This window comes from Paenibacillus naphthalenovorans, assembly GCF_001465255.1.
GTDB classification, from domain to species: Bacteria; Bacillota; Bacilli; order Paenibacillales; family NBRC-103111; genus Paenibacillus_G; species Paenibacillus_G naphthalenovorans.
Genome location: NZ_CP013652.1, coordinates 3,630,259 through 3,648,437, shown reverse-complemented (window position 1 = coordinate 3,648,437; position 18,179 = coordinate 3,630,259). Strand labels below are relative to the sequence as shown.

Here is an 18,179-nt window from a genome sequence, read left to right as displayed (position 1 = left end):
AGGGGAATCGTTCTCTTGTCATCAACAACGATTAAACCGGAAGGTTCGCCGGCTAAACGTGTGAAGCGTTCCAATAAACTGACAAGATCAGCGACTTGGTTTTGTTTCCTGGGATTGCTGCCGATCCTTGCCTTATTTACTTATATCCGTCTCATTCCTATTGTCAAAACGTTCTATATGAGTCTGTTTCAATGGGACATGGTTTCTCCTAAGAAGCCGTTTATCGGCTTGCAAAACTACATCACCTTGTTCCAGAATGAAAACTTTCTGATCTCGTTGAAAAACACGACGATTATCGCTTTTAATGTCTTTCTATTCAGCGTACCGTTCGCTTTAATGTTAGCCGTGCTTATATTAAACCAGGTTCGGTTCAAGTCATGGTATGAGGCCATCTACTTCCTGCCCTTTATTGCACCCATGGTTCCGGTGACGGTGATTTGGAAATGGATTCTGGATGCGAACAATGGATTAATGAACTACTTTATTTCATTCTTCGGCATTTCCTCCAAAGCGTGGCTGCTGGATCCCAAGCTGGCTATTGTTTCGGTCATTATGCTGACCGTATGGAAAACGCTCGGGTACAATATGGTCATTTTCATGGTAGGGCTTAAAGGGATTTCCAAAGAATACTACGAAGCGGCTGCCATTGACGGAGCGACGGGGATTAAGGCGTTTTGGCACATTACGGTGCCGATTCTCAAGCCCATCACGGTGTTTGTCTCGGTCATCACCTTAATCCACAGCTACAATGTATTTAGTCAAATCTATATTCTGGCATCCGACGTGCAAGGCGCTCCGGGTTATGTGGTAAGGGTGCTTGTGTACGACATGATCGAGAACGGATTCCGCTTCTTTAAAATGGGATATGCTTCTGCCGAAGCCGTTATTTTATTCTTGATCGTACTCGCTTTAACGTTGATTCAATTGGGATTGGCTAAAGAAAGAACGTCCTCGAAGAAGGGGCTGAGCTGATGATTCGTACTGTACGTTTACAAAACATACTGGCGGGAAGCGTTCTGATGCTGGGCTCGATCGTCATGCTGATCCCTTTTATCTGGATGATTCTGACGGCATTCAAAACAGCTCCGGAACTGAACCAATGGCCGCCCAGTATGTGGCCGCAGCAATGGAACCTGCACAATTTTGCAGAGGTGTTTAGTAAAGTGGAAATTCCACTGTACTTGAGAAACAGCTTGGGCATGGCCTTGATCTCAGCGGCGTCGATCGTTTTTACTTCGACGTTATCGGGATATATATTCGCCAAGTTCCGGTTCAAAGGCAAGAACTTCTTGTTTGCGCTCGTTCTGGCAACGGCGATCGTCCCTTTTGAGATTTATATGATCCCGCTCTATTTGCAAATGAAGGAATTGGATTTAATCAATACCTTCCAAAGCTTGTTTATCCCTTATTTGATTATGAGCTTCGGGATCTTCTTCATGAGGCAAAACATCATTCAACAAATTCCCGATGAAATCATTGAATCCGCAAGAGTGGAAGGTGCGTCGGAGTGGGGAATTTTTGTTAGAATTATTGTTCCGCTTTGCAAATCTCCGATGAGCGCACTGGCCATTTTTGCCTACATCGAGGCATGGAATGCTTTCGTTTGGCCGCTTCTTGTCATGGGGAAGAAAACCTACTATACGATGGAGCTTGGGCTGGCCATGCTGCAATCTTCATTCGGAATAGAGCTCAATATTATCTCAGCCGGTGCAGTGATTTCCGTTTTGCCGATTTTCATAGTGTTTATCTTCTTGCGCAGATATATTATCGAAAGCGTGAGTATGACCGGACTGAAGTAGAATCCTTTAGACTTTGCAGGTGGTGAAAAGCGTGGCTGCGAATCAGATCGAATTAAAGCCGTTTAAATTATCGAGAAACCGGGTTTGGCGAACATATGCCGGAGGGGAATGCCTGGAGCGGTGGCAGGGCGGCTCCCATCCATCGGACAGCTCTTTTCCCGAGGAATGGGTAGCCTCGACGGTGATCGCTTCGAATGCAGGAAGAGAAGAAGTGGTGGAAGGATTAAGCGAGATTGTACTGGAGAATGGAAAGTCCATCACTTTAAAGGATCTCATCCGTTCCAATCCGGAAGATATCTTAGGCCGTCGGCATACGGCGAAATATGGTTCCGAAACGGCGGTGCTGGTGAAAGTTCTGGACGCCGGGGAGAGGCTGACGATTCAGGTTCATCCGGACCGTGAATTCGCGCAATCCGCCTTCCAATCCGTATTCGGCAAAACGGAGGCCTGGTATATTCTCGGAGGCCGCACCATCGGCGGGGAAGATCCGTATGTGCTGCTCGGGTTCAAACCGGGAATGACGCAGGCCAAATGGAAGCAGCTTTTTGAAGATCAGGATATTCCGGGCATGATCGGCGCGCTGCATAAAATTCCTGTGCAGCCGGGCGATGTCTTTCTTGTGGAAGGCGGGGTTCCGCATGCCATCGGGAGCGGATGCTTTTTAATCGAAATTCAAGAGCCTACGGATTACACCTTGCGGGTGGAAAGAACGACGCCCAGAGGCCATTCGCTGCCGGATTTCGCCTGCCATCAAGGGTTAGGCTTTGAGCGGATGCTGGAATGCTTCCATTATGAAGCCTATGACGAACAGGAAACATTGAGCCGATGGAAGAAAGAACCGGCTTTAGTCAGACAGCTGGCCGGCGGAAGCGAGTACGCACTCATAGATCAAAGCTCTACAGACCGGTTCCGCATGCATTTGCTGGAGATTCTAGACGAGCTGCAGGTCGAAGGGAACGGCACATTTTCTATCGCTATTGTGATTTCCGGCACGGGAACCATCGTTTGCCGGGGGCAAGCCCAGGACGTCAGCCAAGCGGACGAGATCTTTTTTCCTGCCGTTCTTGAGCAAGTGAACTGGATCAATACCGGTAAGGAGCCGATGAAAGTGATTCTTTGCTATCCTCCCGAATAAGATGTGGGCTGCTGCCCGATTGGAGGCCGTTGGAAAGCTGATGTGCATGTTTACTGTGTGGAATCCCGATAATGACTGAAAGGCAGGAGCAAGCGTGAGAATGGTATTCAGATGGTTTGGCGAGGGAAACGATCATGTTTCTCTTGACCAAATTAAACAAATCCCCGGCGTAGAGGGTATCGTATGGGCGCTTCATGACGTTCCCGTCGGGGAAGAGTGGCCCATGGACAAAATCATTGAAGTTAAAAACCATGCCGAACACTATGGGTTCAACATCGATGTCGTGGAAAGCGTGAATGTTCATGAGGATATTAAGCTGGGTCTTCCGACCCGGGATCAGTATATTGAAAACTATAAAAAAACGATAGAGAAGCTGGCGTCCGTTGGTGTAAAGGTGATTTGCTATAATTTCATGCCGGTTTTTGATTGGATACGAACCGACTTGTACAAGGAGCTGGAGGATGGCTCCACCGCCCTCTTCTATGAAAAGGCGAAGCTGGATCAGATAGACCCGATGGAATTGGTGCATCAAATTGCGGACAATCCAAAGTTTACGATACCGGGCTGGGAGCCGGAGAGATTAGCTTATCTTTCCCAATTATTCGAAGCCTATAAGCATGTAACGGAGGAAGATTTATGGAATAACCTGCACTATTTCCTGGAGCAGATTATTCCCGTAGCCGAGGCGAACTACATCCGTATGGCGATTCACCCCGACGACCCGCCGTGGTCCGTATTTGGACTGCCGAGAATTATCACCAATCGGGAGAACATCAGAAGGCTGTTAAAGCTTGTCGATAATCCATACCATGGCGTCACGCTTTGCAGCGGTTCTTTGGGCGCGAATCCAAACAATAATATAGCGGAGATGGTTCGGGAGTTCGCGGACCGGATTCCATTCGCCCATATCCGCAATGTAAGGGTGTACGATAACGGCGATTTTATTGAGACTTCCCATCGAACCCGGGACGGTTCGGTAGACATATATGATATCGTCAAAGCTTATCATGAAAACGGGTTTACCGGGTATGCCAGACCCGACCACGGCAGACATATCTGGAATGAAGAGTGCCGTCCCGGCTACGGGCTTTATGACAGGGCTCTCGGCATCATGTACCTGTGGGGAATCTGGGATACACTAGACAGACTGCAAAAGGAGAGAGCGTAATGCTGCAGTTGAACAGCAATTTGCAAGGGAAAGTCGCGGTCGTTACCGGTGGAAGCGGAGTCCTGTGCGGGGCCATGGCCAAAGAGCTTGGACGACAAGGCGTCAAAGTGGCCATTTTGAATCTGAATGAAGAAAAGGGCCGAAAGGTGGCTCAGGAAATCAGAAATTCAGGCGGTACGGCCATAGCTGTCCCCTGCAACGTATTGGATGTGGAGAGCGTAAAGAAGGCTGAGGAAATCATTTCGAAAGAGCTGGGCATTTGCGACATCCTGATCAACGGAGCGGGAGGTAATCATCCCAAAGGAACGACGACGAATGAAATCTTAAAATTGGAAGATATTGATAATCATGAAATCACGACTTTTTTTGATTTGAGCAAAGAAGGGTTCGAATATGTTTTTGATTTGAATTTAATGGGTACGCTCATTCCGACACAAATCTTCACCAGGAAAATGATAAACCGCAAAGGCGCGGTGGTCATTAATATGTCCTCTATGAGCGCGCCGTCCCCGATGACCAAGGTTCCTGCCTACAGTGCGGCCAAAGCCGCGATTGACAACCTGACTCAATGGTTGGCGGTGCATATGGCGAATGTGGGCATTCGCGTCAATGCCATTGCTCCGGGTTTTTTCCTGACCGAACAAAACCGGAAGCTGTTAACCAACGAAGACGGGTCTTTAACGGAAAGATCGAATAAAATTTTGGCCCATACCCCGATGCGGAGATTCGGATCTCCCGAAGATCTTCTGGGAACGATGATCTGGTTGGCCGATGAGCAGATGTCGGGCTTCGTAACCGGAATTACGATTCCGGTAGACGGCGGATTCATGGCGTATTCAGGGGTCTGATGATCAGGCGGTGCGAAAGCTGTCCGAAAATGTCGGGAAAGCCCCTCTTGTTGGGAGGGGCTTTTGTTTGTTCAAGATGATTTGGGCTTTATGTTTTCCGCCAGCAGCTCGCCCATCGGCGTCCATTCCGTTTCCTTCGGCCGTTGGGGATACGTGACGGGCAATCTCGGGAACAGCAGCTCCGAAATTCTGTACGCTTCTTCGAGATGCGGATAACCGGAAAGGATAAACGTATCGATTCCAAGAGCCGCATATTCCTTCAGCCGTTCCGCCACTTCGTCGGGGCTGCCGACCAGTGCGGTTCCAACGCCGCCTCTCACCTGACCGATTCCGGCCCAAAGATTCGGGCTGACTTCCGGCTTGTGCCGATTGTCGCGTACGAGCTGGGTCATGCGGCGCTGGCCGACGGAATCGAACCGGTCGAGCATCGCCTGCGCCTCGCGAACGTCCTCTTCAGACACATACTGTATCAGCTTCCGGGCTGCCGCCCATGCTTCTTCCGCCGTTTCGCGGACAATAATCTGGACGCGAAGTCCGAATTTGATCCGGCGGCCGAGGGCTTGGGCGCGGCTTCTCACATCGGCGATTTTTTCCGCTACCATGGCGGGCGTCTCGGCCCACGTCAGGTACGTATCGATATGCTTGGCAGCCACGGCATGGCCCGCCTCCGAAGAGGCGCCTATAAAGAGCGGCGGAGACTGCCGGCTGAAAGGGACGTATTGCAGTTTCGCCCCTTCCACCCGGATATGTTTTCCGTGGAAGGTAACGGTTTCGCCCCTCATCAGCCGTTTCCATACGGTCAGGAATTCGTCGGTCGCTTCGTAACGCTCTCCGTGTGAGAGGAAGATGCCGTCGCCCTTCATTTCGGCGGGATCGCCGCCGGTCACCACATTGATCAGCAGCCGTCCGGACGACAGCCTTTCGAACGACGCCGCCATCCGGGCGGCGATGCTTACCGAAATACCGCCTGGACGGACCGCAACGAGAAACTTCAGCTTCTCCGTCGCCTGCATCAGCGCCGAAGCCACGACCCATCCGTCTTCGCAGGCGTGTCCCGTGGGAACAAGCATTCCGGAATAACCGAGCTGGTCCACCGCCTGCGCGATCTGGCGGAAATAGTGCATATTCGTGATTTTGGCGCCTTTCGTGGTGCCCAGATACCTCCCATCGCCCATCGTGGGCAAATACCAAAACATTTCCACGTCGATTCCTCCTAGTATTGTGCTGTGCGGCCTCCTGCGATCAGGGACACCAAATGCTGCCGTAATGCGGCAAATTCCTTGTCGGCGCGCAGTTCATTGAACGACAAGCCGCCTTCCCGCCGGAACAGCGGATTGACAAAGTCCTGCACGATCCGCCCGGGGTCCGGCTGCATGACCAAAATACGACGGCCCAGCAGAAGCGCTTCGTCCACATCGTGGGTAATGAAAAACATGCATGTAAGCGTCCGCCGCCAAATGTCGCGTAAATGCAGCTGCATCGATTCCCGGGTGAGGGCGTCCAGCGCGCTGAACGGTTCATCCATCAGTACAATGCTGGGCTTCGCGGCCAGCGTCCTCGCCAATGCGGCGCGCTGCTTCATACCGCCGGAAAGCTGATGCGGCAGCAGGTCGGCCGCCGCTTCCAATCCGACCAGGGCCAGATAGTCGGCGGCTATGCGCCTGCGCTCTTTCCGGCGGACGCCGGCCATCCGCAGGCCGAATGCGACGTTTCCGGCAATGGTCAGCCACGGGAAGAGGTTGGCGTGTTGAAAGACGACGCCAACCTGCGGATCGGGCTTCGTATGAAGCGCGCCGTTGATGCGCACCGAGCCGTCGGTCGGTTCCAAATAGCCCGCGATAATGTTCAGCAAGGAGGACTTGCCGCAGCCCGAAGGCCCCAGCACGCAAACGAACTCATCGGGTTCCAGAGCAAGGTTGATGTCCTGAAGCACATGCAGCGGTGTGGAGCCTTGACGGTACGTTAACGCAATGTCCGTCAGTCGGATCCCCGCCGTGTCCGCCGGTTTTGGAGGAGAAGCGGATAACGCCGGTCGACCGGGTTCCGTCAGGCCGGGAACGGCTAGCGATTCAACATATGCGCACATGATCATGCCACCTTTCCGAGATAGGATTGTTGCGTTACTTGGTATACAGATCGCTGCGGATGGCCTTTTGGAAGACATCGGCATCCGGCGCGCTTTTAATGGATTTCTGCTCAACGAGGAAGTCGGCCGTTGCTTTCAGCAGCGCACCGAATGCGCCCGGCTGTTCCGGCGTTCCCATATATTTGGCGTCCGTCTGCTGGGAGGCGTCGAGCACGGTAATCTCGTTCATCGCCTTGAGCGTTTCCTCCGGCGTCAGGCCAAGCTCTTTGGACAGCGACTCGGCCGCTTCCTTCGGGTGGTCGCGGTAATACTTTGTTCCTTCGTCAAGCACTTCGATATACTGTTTGACGACGTTCGGGTATTTGGCGATAAAGTCGTTGTGGACGACGCCGAATTCGCCGGTCGGTGCGCCTTGATCGGCAACCTCTTTCGAGTTGATGATGACCTTGCCGCTTGCGGCCAGCAGCTTCGATTGAACAGGCTGCCAGGTATAAGCGCCGTCGATGTCTCCCCGCTGCCAGGCTGCAAGAAGATCCGGCGCCTGCATGTCGATGATTTTGATCGTCCCCGGATCGATATTGGCTTGTTTCAGCGCCGACAGCAGGCTGAAGTGGGAGGTGGAGCCGAAGGTCGTGGCGATGGTTTTGCCTGTCAAATCCTGCAGCGACCGGATACCGGATTTCTCCTGCACGACAAGCGCTTCGCTCTCTCCGATGACGTCATGTATATAGTAGATTTGGTTCGGCAGCCCTTGGGCGATGCCCGAAGCGCCCGGCGGTGTACCGACCAGGCCAAAGTCGATGCTTCCGCTGGCGATGGCGGTATTGACGTCCCGTCCGGAATCGAACTTCAGCCAAGAAATTTTTACGCCGGGAAATTTCTTCTCTGCGAGTCCGAGAGCCTTGGCCATCAGTTCGCCGTTCGGGGATACCTGGTAGCCGATACGGATTTCTTTGGGCAGCTCTGCGTTGGGTTCGCCGGCAGATGCGGCGCCGGTACCGGTCGTTTCCTTTGTGCCGCCGCCGCAGGCGGCAATAAGCAGCAGCAGCGATGCAATGAGGGAAACGGCGAACAAACGGGAAGATATTTTGACGAATCGGTTCATGGTTAATCGCTCCTAATCCATTGTTATTGTTCAATCCAGGGGGATACCCGCCGAATCAGCAGCCTTATCGCCGAATCGATGAGAATCGCAATGATGCCCATAATGATGATCACGGCATAAATAATATCGCTTCGCAAATATTTGCTGGCATCCAGCACCATCCAGCCGATGCCCGAAACGGCTGCGACCATTTCCGCCGCCACGAGGGTGGCGTAGGTTACTCCGACCGCCGTCCGCAGGCCGGTTAACAGATCGGGCAGACAGGAAGGGAAGATGACAAAGAGGTACAGGCGGAGTCCGTTCGCGCCTAACGAGCGGGCTCCGTTGATCCGGTCGACGGGAATGCGGCGGGTGCTGTACACGGCGGCAATGAACATCGGGGCGAAGCCGCCGAGGAACAGCAGAACAATTTTGGACGTGTCCTGAATCCCGAACCAGAGCACCAGCAGCGAGTAGTAGGCAAGCGGCGGAAGCGGCCGGTAAAACTCGATGAACGGATCGAAGATGGCGCGGAGCAGACGATTTCTCCCGCAGACAATCCCAAGCGGCACCGCTGTAAGGAAGACCAGGATCAAGGCGAGGAAAATCCGCCGGAAGCTTGCGCCGATATGGGCAAGCAGGGTCGATCCTTTGTAACCCTCATGGACGATATCGGCGAATGCCGACCATACCTCCGAAGGGGAGGGAAGGAACAGCGGGTTCACCCACGCATGGCGGCTGGCTATCCACCATAACAGCAGGACGGCGATGACCGAGCAGGCGGAAATGGCGAGATAAAAGCCATTTCCCGGGGACGACCGGCGGCCGTTGGATTGGCGGATTTTGATGGCCACACGATCACATCCTTTCGTTCGAATCTTATTAATCGGATTGAAATAGTAGGTTTTTACGGCGAAATGACGAAATAAGGCGCAGTCCGATCATGCCCGCAGCGATGGCGCTTAGTTTAGAACAGCTTCCGTTTGCTGTATGTTTCATGGAACAGCAGGATGCCTGCCGCCACGGAACCGGCTGAGCCGATTCCTGTGAATACGGCGCAAGCCGTACCGATCGGGAGGAGACAGGCCTGATTGGCGTAAAGGCGCAGCTCCCTGCAGCGCAAACCGGCGGGAGGCCCCCCGGTACCGTCGCCGGAAAGCCGTGGGAGCTTTCAGTCCGGGCGCCCGAGCCCGCCAAAGTACACGTACGGCCGCCCCCTACGGTTGCGGTTCACGGCTCTCCACCTTGGTCAGCAGGTAGGCCAGCACTTCGGAACGAAGCTGATCGTCGAGCGGAGCGAACCCGAACAGCTCGCAAAAGAATAATCCGTCCGCCGCCAGCCGGGCAACCGTCGCTTCAACCGGGTCTTTGCATTCCTCCGTCATCCGGCTTTGCCAGAGCAGGTACCGCTGCCGCATGGGTTCAAGCAGATTGGGTTGATTCGCGGCGGCCGCCAGAATACCGAAACTCATCTCCAGATCCTCCTTGCTGATCTCGAACGTCTTGATCAGATACGCCTGCGCCCACCGGTTGTTAAGCGCGGTGTTGCGGGCGGCTTCTTCATCCGTGTCCGAATCGAACCGGTCCAGAAAGTCATCCAGGGCAGCCTGAATCAACGCTTCTTTCGTGGGAAAGTGATAGAGCAGACCGCCTTTGCTAACGCCCGCCTCTTTGGCAACGGCATCCAGCGTCAGATGGGAAGCCCCCAACTTTCTGACCAGCCGGCAGGCTACCTGCAAAATCGTGGTGCGTTTCGAATTTCGGTTCATGGCTCACCTCCATAATTTACTATACTGTCCGGACGGTACAGTCGTCAATACAAAATTCGTATAATTCCTATATATAAAATAGGGATTAGATACGGCCTGCTCAATGAATTCGCTTCGAAACCGATGCGGGAAATCCCGAGAGATGCCTGGCTACCTATCGTTCTATAGCGGTCCGTTCATGCGGGAAGGTTCCGCATGCGGTCCAAGATATGTTTTACACTCCATTAACACTGTCCTAACAATCGAAGGTTAACCTTAGAACGTTATCCGCTTGTACTGTGCAAGGCTTGGATATTCATTTGGTTGCAGGAGGTGATGAATGATGGAGCACAAAAAGAATCGGTTCCGGCGATTGAAGCTGACAGGTATCGCGGCTGTGACGGCTTTGCTGCTGTTCGTGTCCTGTACGGGCGAACCGAGCACAAGCGGGGGGGCGGCTGAAGGCGAATCGTTTTCGAATCCGGTAAAGAAAGCGGCGTTTTATGACACGTCACTGCATCAAGACAAACTGGCCATCCGATACTTTGACCTGGAAGCCGGGGAAAAATCGGGTGACGCCATCCTGCTTACGGCTCCTGACGGCAGGCAGCTGCTTGTCGATGCCGGTATTCCATCCGCCGGACCGCAAATCGAGGAGAGGCTTAACAAGCTTGGCATCCATAAGCTTGATGCGGTTCTCAGCACCCATCCGCATATCGATCATATCGGCGGGTTAACCACGCTTCTTCTGACGAAACCGGTAGGGGCATACTATCACAACGGAATTCCTCACGATACGGAAACGTACAGGAAGGTGCAGAAGCTGCTGGAGGATAAGCGCATTCCGCAGACGAAGCTCCTTGAAGGAGACCGGCTTTCGTGGGCATCGGATGTAACGGTCGAGGTGTTGAATCCTCCGGTCGGCACAACGCCCGGGTCTTTCGAAAAATGGGGAACCGAGGAGCTGAATAATCATTCGCTGGTGCTGCTGATTACCCATGGGAGCAACCGCATTCTTTTGACAGGCGACTTGTACAAAAACCAGGAATACGCTCTCGTCGAGAAGTATGGAGATCGTCTGCAGGCCAAGCTGCTGCACGCCCCGCATCACGGAGACATGACCTCTTCGTCCGGCCCGTTTATTAGAAGCGTTCGGCCGGAGATTGTAATGATCAGCGCGAATGTTTTGCAAAGCCTGGATATTCTTAAACGCTATGAGAAGGAAAACGCGACGGTATACAGCACCGGATTGAATGGAAACGTCTTGTTTGTGTCCGACGGTGAAAAGGTGACCGTGTATCCCGAGCAAACTCGTCAAAACATTACAAAACCATAACAATACCATAACATTCTCATAACAATCGGGTAGTAGACTGGGATTAATCTTGATTCCGTTGGTAGCACAAGATTCTGCTTAAAGCTCCATGCCTGATGCTTACAAGCGGGATATGGAAACAATTTCATAATGAAGCGGACGGGTGGAGACGATGAGAAAACCCAAAAGCGCGCTGCTTACGATGTATTTTGTAGGGGGTGGTCTGTCTTTTGGTCGGGTTTCTTGAAGTCTCTTTTTTAATTTTCAATGATTTTTACTAGTGAAGGGAGCCGAAATGCGGCATGAAAATGAAAAAATGGATGACAGCGATGGCAGCCGGTACACTGGCGGCGAGCTTGGCTGCCTGCTCCGGCGGAACAACGACGGAAGGAACGGCTCAGGCGGATGACGGGTTGAAGGATGATACTACTCCGGTAACCATTCAATACTGGCACTCCCATGCCGAGGCCCAAATGGAAGGCTTGAACTACATGGTCGCCGAGTTTAGCAAGAAATATCCCCATATTACGGTAGAACCCGTTTTCCAAGGCGCTTACGCCGAACTCCATAAAAAGCTGCAGGCAGCCGTTGCGGCGGGAGACGTGCCGGCCGTTACCAACGTGGAAGTATCCTCCCTGCCGAACTTTGCCAACAGCGGTGTATTCGCCGATTTAACGCCATGGATTCAAAGAGACAAGGTGCAGTTGGATGACTTCTCCAAAGGGATGCTGCAGGCTTACGCATATAACAACAAGCAGTACGGCTTCCCTCTGATTGTCAGCACAAGCGTATTCGTGTATAACAAAACCTTGCTGGATCAGCTGGGCGTGCAGCCTCCGCAAACGTGGAGCGACATTGACGCCTTCAACGAGAAGGTGACGCAGAAGGAGAATGGAAAGACGGTTCGCTATGCCTTCTCCGTGCCGGGCTGGGATACCTGGTACTACGATCCGTGGCTGGTGAACGGCGGAGGAACGATCCTCACCTCCGATATGAAAAAATCGGCTGTGGAGACACCGGAGTCACTACGCTATATCGAAAAATTCTATAAGTGGAAAAATGAAGGGCACATGCATATCGGATATGGAAAAGGGGCATCCGACAACATGCGGCAAATGTTCCTGAACGGTCAGATCGCCATGGTTCAGCACACGTCCGCCATGCTGAAAATGTATCGGGAAAATGCCGGGTTTGAAGTGGGCGTATCGTTCCTGCCGGGTGACAAACAGCGCACCTCCAATATCGGGGGAGCGGGTATCGTCATGATGGAGCAGGAGGATGCGAAAAAGAAGGAAGCCGCCTGGAAATTCATCGAGTTTATGACGTCTTCCGAACACAATATTAAGTGGGCTGAATCGGTAGGCTATTTGCCGACGCGCAAATCGGCGATTTCCTCGAACGAGGGCAGCGAATATTTCAAAAGATGGCCGCAGTATAAAGCGGTATTCGATAATTTCGACAGCGTGACCCCTCGCCTTCAGCATCCGGCTTATCCGGAATTCAGCAAGCAGTATTTGGAAGTGATGGGGAAAATGGCGTTAAACAATGAAGACCCGGTCCCCCTGATGAAGGAAGCCGCTAACAAAATAAACGATATCTTGGCGGATTTCGAGTAAATGAACATGAAGAAGGAATGGCATGCTCATCACAGCGGGAAGGCGGCGTCCGTTACGGAAGCCGCTTCCTCTCGCCGCCGATCCGGTCCCCTACGGCAAGAAGCCCTGAAGGATTTTTCGTTTGCTTTGCCGGCATTGGGATTTTTAGGTCTCTTTTTGTACTATCCGCTCTTCTATTCCATTTATATCAGCTTCACAAACTGGAACATGACCCGTCCCATCAAAAAATTTGTCGGGGCGGACAATTATGTCCGATTGTTAACCAGTGAGGATTTTTACCAATCTTTGAAGGTCACCATGATCTATACCGGGATGGACGTCGTGTTCACGCTGGGCGCCGGATTGCTGCTGGCGCTGCTGTTTAATGTGGCCAATTCCCGCTTTTACGCTTTTATGCGCGGCGTGATCTTTCTGCCCTATTATGTATCGATGGTCGTAGCCGCGATGGTATTTATTTGGATTTATAACAATCAATACGGTTTGCTTAATTATCTCATAGGCATGCTTGGATTCGAGCCGGTCAATTGGCTGGTGGATCAAAAGACGGTGCTTCCCGCGCTTGTGGCCGTTTCCGTGTGGAAAGGCGCGGGCTTTGCGATGATTTTATTTATCGCCGGTATGCGCGGCATACCGTCAGAATATTATGAGGCGGCGTCCATCGACGGTGCCGGCCGGTACCATTTATTCCGTCATATTACGCTGCCTTTGCTGTCGCCTATGACATTATTTCTGGTGATCACGACATTCATCTCATCCATGCAGGTATTCCAATCGGTAGACATTATGACGAACGGAGGGCCGCTGAAGGCGTCCAACGCATTGGTCTACTGGATTTACACCATGGCGTTCGACGAATTCAAGACAGGGCGGGCTATGGCCTTGGTCATCATTTTGTTTGTGATGATTCTGGCGCTTACTCTTGTACAATGGATGATCAGCCGAAAGAAGGTGCATTATGAGGGGTAGCCGAAACCGTCTGACGGCCGCGGCCGCGGTAAGAGCCGCAGCTGCGGTCATCGTGACCTTGCTCATGTTCTTTCCTGTGTTTTGGATGCTGGTAAGCTCCTTGAAGACCCAGTTTGAAATGAGGTCGGCCATTCCGACATTATGGCCCCAATCGTTCGCATGGGAAAATTATATGGCAGCCTTTCAGGTGATTCCCTATGCGCGTTTTTTCGGCAACACGCTCATCATGTCCCTCGGGATGGTGGTGCTGCAATTGAACGTATCGCTCATGGCGGCGTACGCCTTTGCCAAGGGGCGTTTTCCGGGAAGGGAGCCTTTGTTTTTCCTCGTGCTCGCAGCTATGATTGTTCCGGATCAGGTCACCTTCGTGCCCGTATATGTCATGATGTCCAAGCTGGGCTGGCTGGACACCTATTGGGCGCTCATCGTCCCGCACGGCGCATCGGCATTCGGCATCTTTCTGCTTCGTCAGGCGCTGAAGTCCCTCAATAACGATGTATTGGAAGCGGCCCGCGTCGACGGTGCCGGCCGGTTCGGGTTGCTGTACCGCATTCTGCTTCCTATGGCGCTTCCGACCGTTGTGACGCTGGGCGTTCTCATTTTTATATCCGGCTGGAATTCCTACTTCTGGCCGTTAATCATGACCAATTCCAACGAGATGCGTGTATTGACCGTCGGGATTGCCATGCTGCGCGATTCCATCGCCGGCAACGAAGCCATGGAGTTTCATATCATCATGGCGGCGAGTGTGATGGCGATCATCCCTATTGTGATTATCTTTTCGCTTATGCAAAAGCATATTGTGGCCGCTATGGCCAATTCAACCTTTAAATAAATATACCGCGGCACAAATTCGGGAGATATGGTAACAGGTAGTAGTAGGCTGGCAGGGGAAGGCTGCTTCGGAATCATGGAATAGTTCATAATATGGAGGTAGTGATGGATGGAAATCAGAGGCTTAGCCCATCGAGGATATCCTCTAAAATTCCCGGAAAACACAATACGCGGCTTCCGAGCCGCTTTGGAGCTTGGTTTTACCCACGTGGAGCTTGACGTGCATCTGACACGCGACGGGGTTCCCGTCGTCATTCATGACCCCAGCGTCAATCGGACAACGAATGGGCAAGGACTCGTCAAGTCTTATACGCTTCAGGAGCTTCGCGAGCTGGATGCGGGGGATGGCGAGCGCATTCCGACATTGGAAGAAGCGTTGCTGTTCGCCAAGGACAGAATGATTGTTGATATAGAGCTGAAGCAAACCGGCGATTTTTATCCGGGCTTGGAAGAAGCGGCAGTGGATGTGATCCGGCGCACCGGGATGGAGAAGCAGGTTATTGTGACTTCTTTTGACCACTATGCCGTCGAACGGACGCGCAAGCTGCATAACGGGCTTGATTTGGGGCTGATTATTTATGGTGCAGCTCCGGCGGTTTTCCCGTATATGAAGGAATGGAACATCCGTTACTTGTCGATGAAGTACGTTTTTTTGACACAGGCCTATATGGAAATGTGCCGGGCCGAGAACGTTCAATTGATCGTCTGGACACCGGACGACGAGAAGACGCTAAGCTCTTTGACCGCTTATTCCGACCTGCTGGTCTGCACGAACAATTTGGAGGGCTGGGCGGCTGCTTTGAGGCAAGCTTAGCATTACCGGTATGTCATCGGAGACTGCTGTAAAGCTGAAAATAAATTGAACATTTTCCCCGCTTTATCGCGACCACTGCAACGAGCGCCGGGAGAGGCGCGCGTTGGGACTGTACGGCGGGTGGTCAGACAGACTCCATCAAAAGCTTCATCTAAACCACGAATGGTTCTTCCTCGAAAGGGCTTCGCTTCAGAAGCTCTTTTCTTTCGATCGGCCGAATGTGAAAGCGATATTAGCCTCAAGGCAAGAGGGTTTTTGCCGGTCATTAACGAATGTTTATTACAGAAAGGAAAAAAATGTGATCGGTTTCTAAAAGACCGAATATCAAAATTACAAAAACTGTAGTGCCGCCATCATTGTACAATAGAAATAACAAACGTTTGAGGAGTCGGTCACAATGGATTTGGGAACAGCGTTTGATTATGCCATTGAGAGATACCCGAACAAAATCGCTCTTGTGCAGGACCATAAAGTGTTGACCTTTCAGCAATTGAATGAAGAAGTAAACCGGCTGGCCTTTTCTCTTCAAAAACTGGGAATCGTCAAGAGGGACCGGGTTATGGCGCTGCTCAAAAACCGGCTGGAGACGGTTTGTTTGTTTTGGGCCGTACAAAAACTGGGCGCGATCTTTACGCCGATTAACCTTCGCCTTTCTCCCGAGGATACGCAGTACTGCATCAATGATGCGGAACCCAAAATCGTTGTATACGAGAAATTCAGTCAGCGCTCCGTTCAATGCGCCAAATTTAATGAGCGTCCCATTCTTATCAGTCTCGATCCGGATGAAGGCGACCTTTCTTATCAGGAGTTGATTTCCAGAGGGATCGGCGATTTTTCCAGTTTTTCCCATAATGATAGCGACGATATAGCCGTCATGCTGTACACTTCAGGCACGACCGGGGTGCCCAAGGGGGTCCCGAGATATCACAAAAATGAATATGCCTCCACGATGGCGCACATTATCCAAAACCGCTATGAAATATTCGACAGCACGCTGGGGGCCATGCCTTTATATCACACGATGGGGATCCGCTCGCTTCTTTCCATGTGCGTATTGAACGGCAAATATGTGCTATCCCCGGACTTCGACGTTCGAAAAGCCCTTGCGCTTCTGGCTGAAGAAAAGATCACCTGCCTCTATATGTATCCGAGCATGTACCTGGAATTGTTGAAGGATCCCCGTTTTTCAGATTTTGATCTGTCCTCTCTTCAGAAAATCGGCTATGCAGGTGCACCGATGTCTGCGGCGCTAACCAAAAAGTGTTTTGAGATGTTAAAACCGGCTCACTTTATCAATCATTATGGGAGTACGGAAATCTATACCTTCACCACCTGTTCGAACCTGGATAAAAAGCCGGGATGCGCCGGAAGGCCCGGGATTCATCAAAAAATCCGGCTGGTTCCAACCGACGGCTCCCAAGCCTCTTCTTCCGATACCATCATCCGCCCGGGAGAAATCGGGGAAATCACGGTCCAGGCCGAATCGATAGAAGCCTTTAAAGGGTATTGGAACCGGCCGGACGCAACTAGAAAAGCGATCCGGAATCATTGGTATCATACGGGCGATTTGGGATACTTTGATGAAGACGGAGATCTGTATGTGGTCGGCCGAGTGGATGAAATGGTGATTTCGGCGGGAGAAAACATTGCTCCTACGGAAGTGGAGGAGGTTTTGCTTCAGCACCCTAAGGTATGGGAAGTCGTAGTTATGGGTGAGGAGGATGAACGCTGGGGACAGATTGTTGCCGCATTCATCGTACCCAAAGACAGCAGTCTCACGGCCCAGGAGCTCGATCAGTTCTGTAAGCAGCATCCCAAGCTGTCCAATTTCAAACGGCCGCGGAAATACGTTTTTGTCAACGAGATTCCAAAAAGCCCTTCGGGAAAAACGCTGCGCCGCGAATTGCGGAAAGAACATTTAACGATCACGGAATTATAAGGCAGGAGGGACGGTCTTGACTGGACTACTGATTGTAGACGATGAAGCGGAAAGTCGCCAAGCCATTCGTTTAATCATTGAAGAAAGCCAGTACAACTACCTCTCCGTTTATGAAGCGGCTTCTGCCGAGCGGGGGTTGTTTCTGTTAAAGCAAAATCAGCCGAACATCGTCATCCTGGATTTGTCTTTGCCTGATTTGGACGGGATCAAGCTGGGGAAAAAGATGATGGAAATGAACCCGAAGGTTTCGATCATCGTAGCGACGTATTTGAAAATGTTCGAAACCGTACAAATGGCCATGAACGCAGGATTTTCCAAATATTTTCTGAAACCGCTTACCGACATGGAGCTGCTTACGGCCTTGGACGGCCTTCTGCTTCCGGGGTTAATGATGGAAACCAATTATTTGGGGACCCCGCCATCCCCCTCCAAACCGGTCGAGATGGATCTCGGAAATCCGATTCAAAGCGTAATCCGGTATATTCACAACCATTTCTACGAACCGATTACCTTGAACGAAGTGGCCGATTGGGTGTATCTTAGCGCTTCTCATTTCAGCCGTTTATTTAAAGCGGAGATGGGCGTTACGTTTATCGAATACTTGACGAAATACAGGGTGGAACAATCGAAGCGGCTTATCAAAATGACCTCGCTGCCGATTGAAGTCATTGCGAATAATACCGGATTTGCGAATGCCGGCTATTTTGCCACAACCTTTAAGCGGCTGGAAGGGAAGACGCCTACAGAGTACCGAAGCTTGTTTTCCAATTTAATGAATAATTAGCATAATTGTTAAAATGAGATTGAAGCAATAACAAAACCGTTCC

The 18,179-nt window shown here is 51.8% G+C and carries 18 protein-coding genes; 12 read left to right on the top strand and 6 right to left on the bottom strand.

What is annotated here, in order from left to right:
* The first annotated feature begins 15 nt into the window (after positions 1 to 15).
* The 5 genes from IJ22_RS17910 (at position 16) to IJ22_RS17890 (ending at position 4,950) form a co-directional block, all read left to right on the top strand.
* On the top strand, positions 16 to 972 hold the full coding sequence (locus IJ22_RS17910; RefSeq protein WP_054817492.1) for a carbohydrate ABC transporter permease: 957 nt from the start codon (positions 16 to 18) through the stop codon (positions 970 to 972).
* Entirely contained in the window at positions 972 to 1,799 is an 828-nt protein-coding gene (locus IJ22_RS17905; RefSeq protein WP_062409795.1) for a carbohydrate ABC transporter permease, read from the top strand. The genes IJ22_RS17910 and IJ22_RS17905 overlap by 1 nt, the downstream gene beginning before the upstream one ends.
* A gap of 31 nt (positions 1,800 to 1,830) precedes the next feature.
* The gene (locus IJ22_RS17900; RefSeq protein ID WP_062409794.1) at positions 1,831 to 2,934 is read left to right on the top strand and encodes a type I phosphomannose isomerase catalytic subunit; all 1,104 of its coding nucleotides are present in this window, start codon (positions 1,831 to 1,833) and stop codon (positions 2,932 to 2,934) included.
* Positions 2,935 to 3,028: 94 nt separating this feature from the next.
* The gene (gene uxuA / locus IJ22_RS17895; RefSeq protein ID WP_054817495.1) at positions 3,029 to 4,102 is read left to right on the top strand and encodes a mannonate dehydratase; all 1,074 of its coding nucleotides are present in this window, start codon (positions 3,029 to 3,031) and stop codon (positions 4,100 to 4,102) included.
* On the top strand, positions 4,102 to 4,950 hold the full coding sequence (locus IJ22_RS17890) for an SDR family oxidoreductase (RefSeq protein WP_062409793.1): 849 nt from the start codon (positions 4,102 to 4,104) through the stop codon (positions 4,948 to 4,950). The genes uxuA and IJ22_RS17890 overlap by 1 nt, the downstream gene beginning before the upstream one ends.
* 71 nt (positions 4,951 to 5,021) lie before the next feature.
* Here the strand turns inward: IJ22_RS17890 and ssuD are convergent, their stop codons facing one another.
* The 6 genes from ssuD to IJ22_RS17865 form a co-directional block, all read right to left on the bottom strand.
* Entirely contained in the window at positions 5,022 to 6,152 is a 1,131-nt protein-coding gene (gene ssuD / locus IJ22_RS17885) for an FMNH2-dependent alkanesulfonate monooxygenase (protein ID WP_062409792.1), read from the bottom strand.
* A gap of 11 nt (positions 6,153 to 6,163) precedes the next feature.
* A complete protein-coding gene (locus tag IJ22_RS17880) occupies positions 6,164 to 7,036 on the bottom strand; it encodes an ABC transporter ATP-binding protein (protein ID WP_082660875.1) in 873 nt (290 codons plus the stop codon).
* Positions 7,037 to 7,070: 34 nt separating this feature from the next.
* Positions 7,071 to 8,141 (bottom strand): taurine ABC transporter substrate-binding protein, encoded by a 1,071-nt coding sequence (locus IJ22_RS17875; protein ID WP_054817496.1) that lies wholly within the window; start codon positions 8,139 to 8,141, stop codon positions 7,071 to 7,073.
* Positions 8,142 to 8,164: 23 nt separating this feature from the next.
* The gene (locus tag IJ22_RS17870; protein ID WP_062411044.1) at positions 8,165 to 8,968 is read right to left on the bottom strand and encodes an ABC transporter permease subunit; all 804 of its coding nucleotides are present in this window, start codon (positions 8,966 to 8,968) and stop codon (positions 8,165 to 8,167) included.
* 119 nt (positions 8,969 to 9,087) lie between these two features.
* Complete coding sequence (locus IJ22_RS25810) at positions 9,088 to 9,243, bottom strand: SMR family transporter (RefSeq protein ID WP_082660873.1); 156 nt, start codon at positions 9,241 to 9,243, stop codon at positions 9,088 to 9,090.
* Positions 9,244 to 9,337: 94 nt separating this feature from the next.
* Positions 9,338 to 9,889 (bottom strand): TetR/AcrR family transcriptional regulator, encoded by a 552-nt coding sequence (locus IJ22_RS17865; protein ID WP_054817497.1) that lies wholly within the window; start codon positions 9,887 to 9,889, stop codon positions 9,338 to 9,340.
* Positions 9,890 to 10,208: 319 nt separating this feature from the next.
* Between IJ22_RS17865 and IJ22_RS17860 the strand changes: the two genes are divergently transcribed.
* The 7 genes from IJ22_RS17860 (at position 10,209) to IJ22_RS17825 (ending at position 18,136) form a co-directional block, all read left to right on the top strand.
* Complete coding sequence (locus tag IJ22_RS17860; RefSeq protein ID WP_062409791.1) at positions 10,209 to 11,204, top strand: ComEC/Rec2 family competence protein; 996 nt, start codon at positions 10,209 to 10,211, stop codon at positions 11,202 to 11,204.
* 281 nt (positions 11,205 to 11,485) lie between these two features.
* Positions 11,486 to 12,799, top strand: a complete 1,314-nt coding sequence (locus tag IJ22_RS17855) for an ABC transporter substrate-binding protein (RefSeq protein WP_062409790.1) — start codon at positions 11,486 to 11,488, stop codon at positions 12,797 to 12,799.
* Positions 12,800 to 13,765, top strand: coding sequence for a carbohydrate ABC transporter permease (locus tag IJ22_RS17850; RefSeq protein WP_235594163.1), 966 nt, complete (start codon positions 12,800 to 12,802; stop codon positions 13,763 to 13,765).
* Positions 13,755 to 14,600, top strand: coding sequence for a carbohydrate ABC transporter permease (locus IJ22_RS17845; RefSeq protein WP_062409789.1), 846 nt, complete (start codon positions 13,755 to 13,757; stop codon positions 14,598 to 14,600). Before IJ22_RS17850 ends, IJ22_RS17845 begins: the two co-directional genes overlap by 11 nt.
* A gap of 108 nt (positions 14,601 to 14,708) precedes the next feature.
* On the top strand, positions 14,709 to 15,413 hold the full coding sequence (locus IJ22_RS17840; RefSeq protein ID WP_062409788.1) for a glycerophosphodiester phosphodiesterase: 705 nt from the start codon (positions 14,709 to 14,711) through the stop codon (positions 15,411 to 15,413).
* Positions 15,414 to 15,810: 397 nt separating this feature from the next.
* Positions 15,811 to 17,352, top strand: coding sequence for a class I adenylate-forming enzyme family protein (locus tag IJ22_RS17830; protein ID WP_062409786.1), 1,542 nt, complete (start codon positions 15,811 to 15,813; stop codon positions 17,350 to 17,352).
* 16 nt (positions 17,353 to 17,368) lie between these two features.
* Entirely contained in the window at positions 17,369 to 18,136 is a 768-nt protein-coding gene (locus IJ22_RS17825) for a helix-turn-helix domain-containing protein (RefSeq protein WP_062409785.1), read from the top strand.
* The last annotated feature ends 43 nt before the right edge of the window (positions 18,137 to 18,179 follow it).

What these genes read in the sequence shown, in the direction of transcription:
- IJ22_RS17905 (WP_062409795.1), top strand. Translation starts at nt 972, where the DNA reads ATGATTCGTACTGTACGTTTACAAAACATACTGGCGGGAAGCGTTCTG.
- IJ22_RS17890 (WP_062409793.1), top strand. Translation starts at nt 4,102, where the DNA reads ATGCTGCAGTTGAACAGCAATTTGCAAGGGAAAGTCGCGGTCGTTACC.
- IJ22_RS17880 (WP_082660875.1), bottom strand. Translation starts at nt 7,036, where the DNA reads ATGTGCGCATATGTTGAATCGCTAGCCGTTCCCGGCCTGACGGAACCC.
- IJ22_RS17875 (WP_054817496.1), bottom strand. Translation starts at nt 8,141, where the DNA reads ATGAACCGATTCGTCAAAATATCTTCCCGTTTGTTCGCCGTTTCCCTC.
- IJ22_RS17865 (WP_054817497.1), bottom strand. Translation starts at nt 9,889, where the DNA reads ATGAACCGAAATTCGAAACGCACCACGATTTTGCAGGTAGCCTGCCGG.
- IJ22_RS17860 (WP_062409791.1), top strand. Translation starts at nt 10,209, where the DNA reads ATGATGGAGCACAAAAAGAATCGGTTCCGGCGATTGAAGCTGACAGGT.
- IJ22_RS17855 (WP_062409790.1), top strand. Translation starts at nt 11,486, where the DNA reads ATGAAAATGAAAAAATGGATGACAGCGATGGCAGCCGGTACACTGGCG.
- IJ22_RS17850 (WP_235594163.1), top strand. Translation starts at nt 12,800, where the DNA reads ATGAACATGAAGAAGGAATGGCATGCTCATCACAGCGGGAAGGCGGCG.
- IJ22_RS17845 (WP_062409789.1), top strand. Translation starts at nt 13,755, where the DNA reads ATGAGGGGTAGCCGAAACCGTCTGACGGCCGCGGCCGCGGTAAGAGCC.
- IJ22_RS17840 (WP_062409788.1), top strand. Translation starts at nt 14,709, where the DNA reads ATGGAAATCAGAGGCTTAGCCCATCGAGGATATCCTCTAAAATTCCCG.
- IJ22_RS17830 (WP_062409786.1), top strand. Translation starts at nt 15,811, where the DNA reads ATGGATTTGGGAACAGCGTTTGATTATGCCATTGAGAGATACCCGAAC.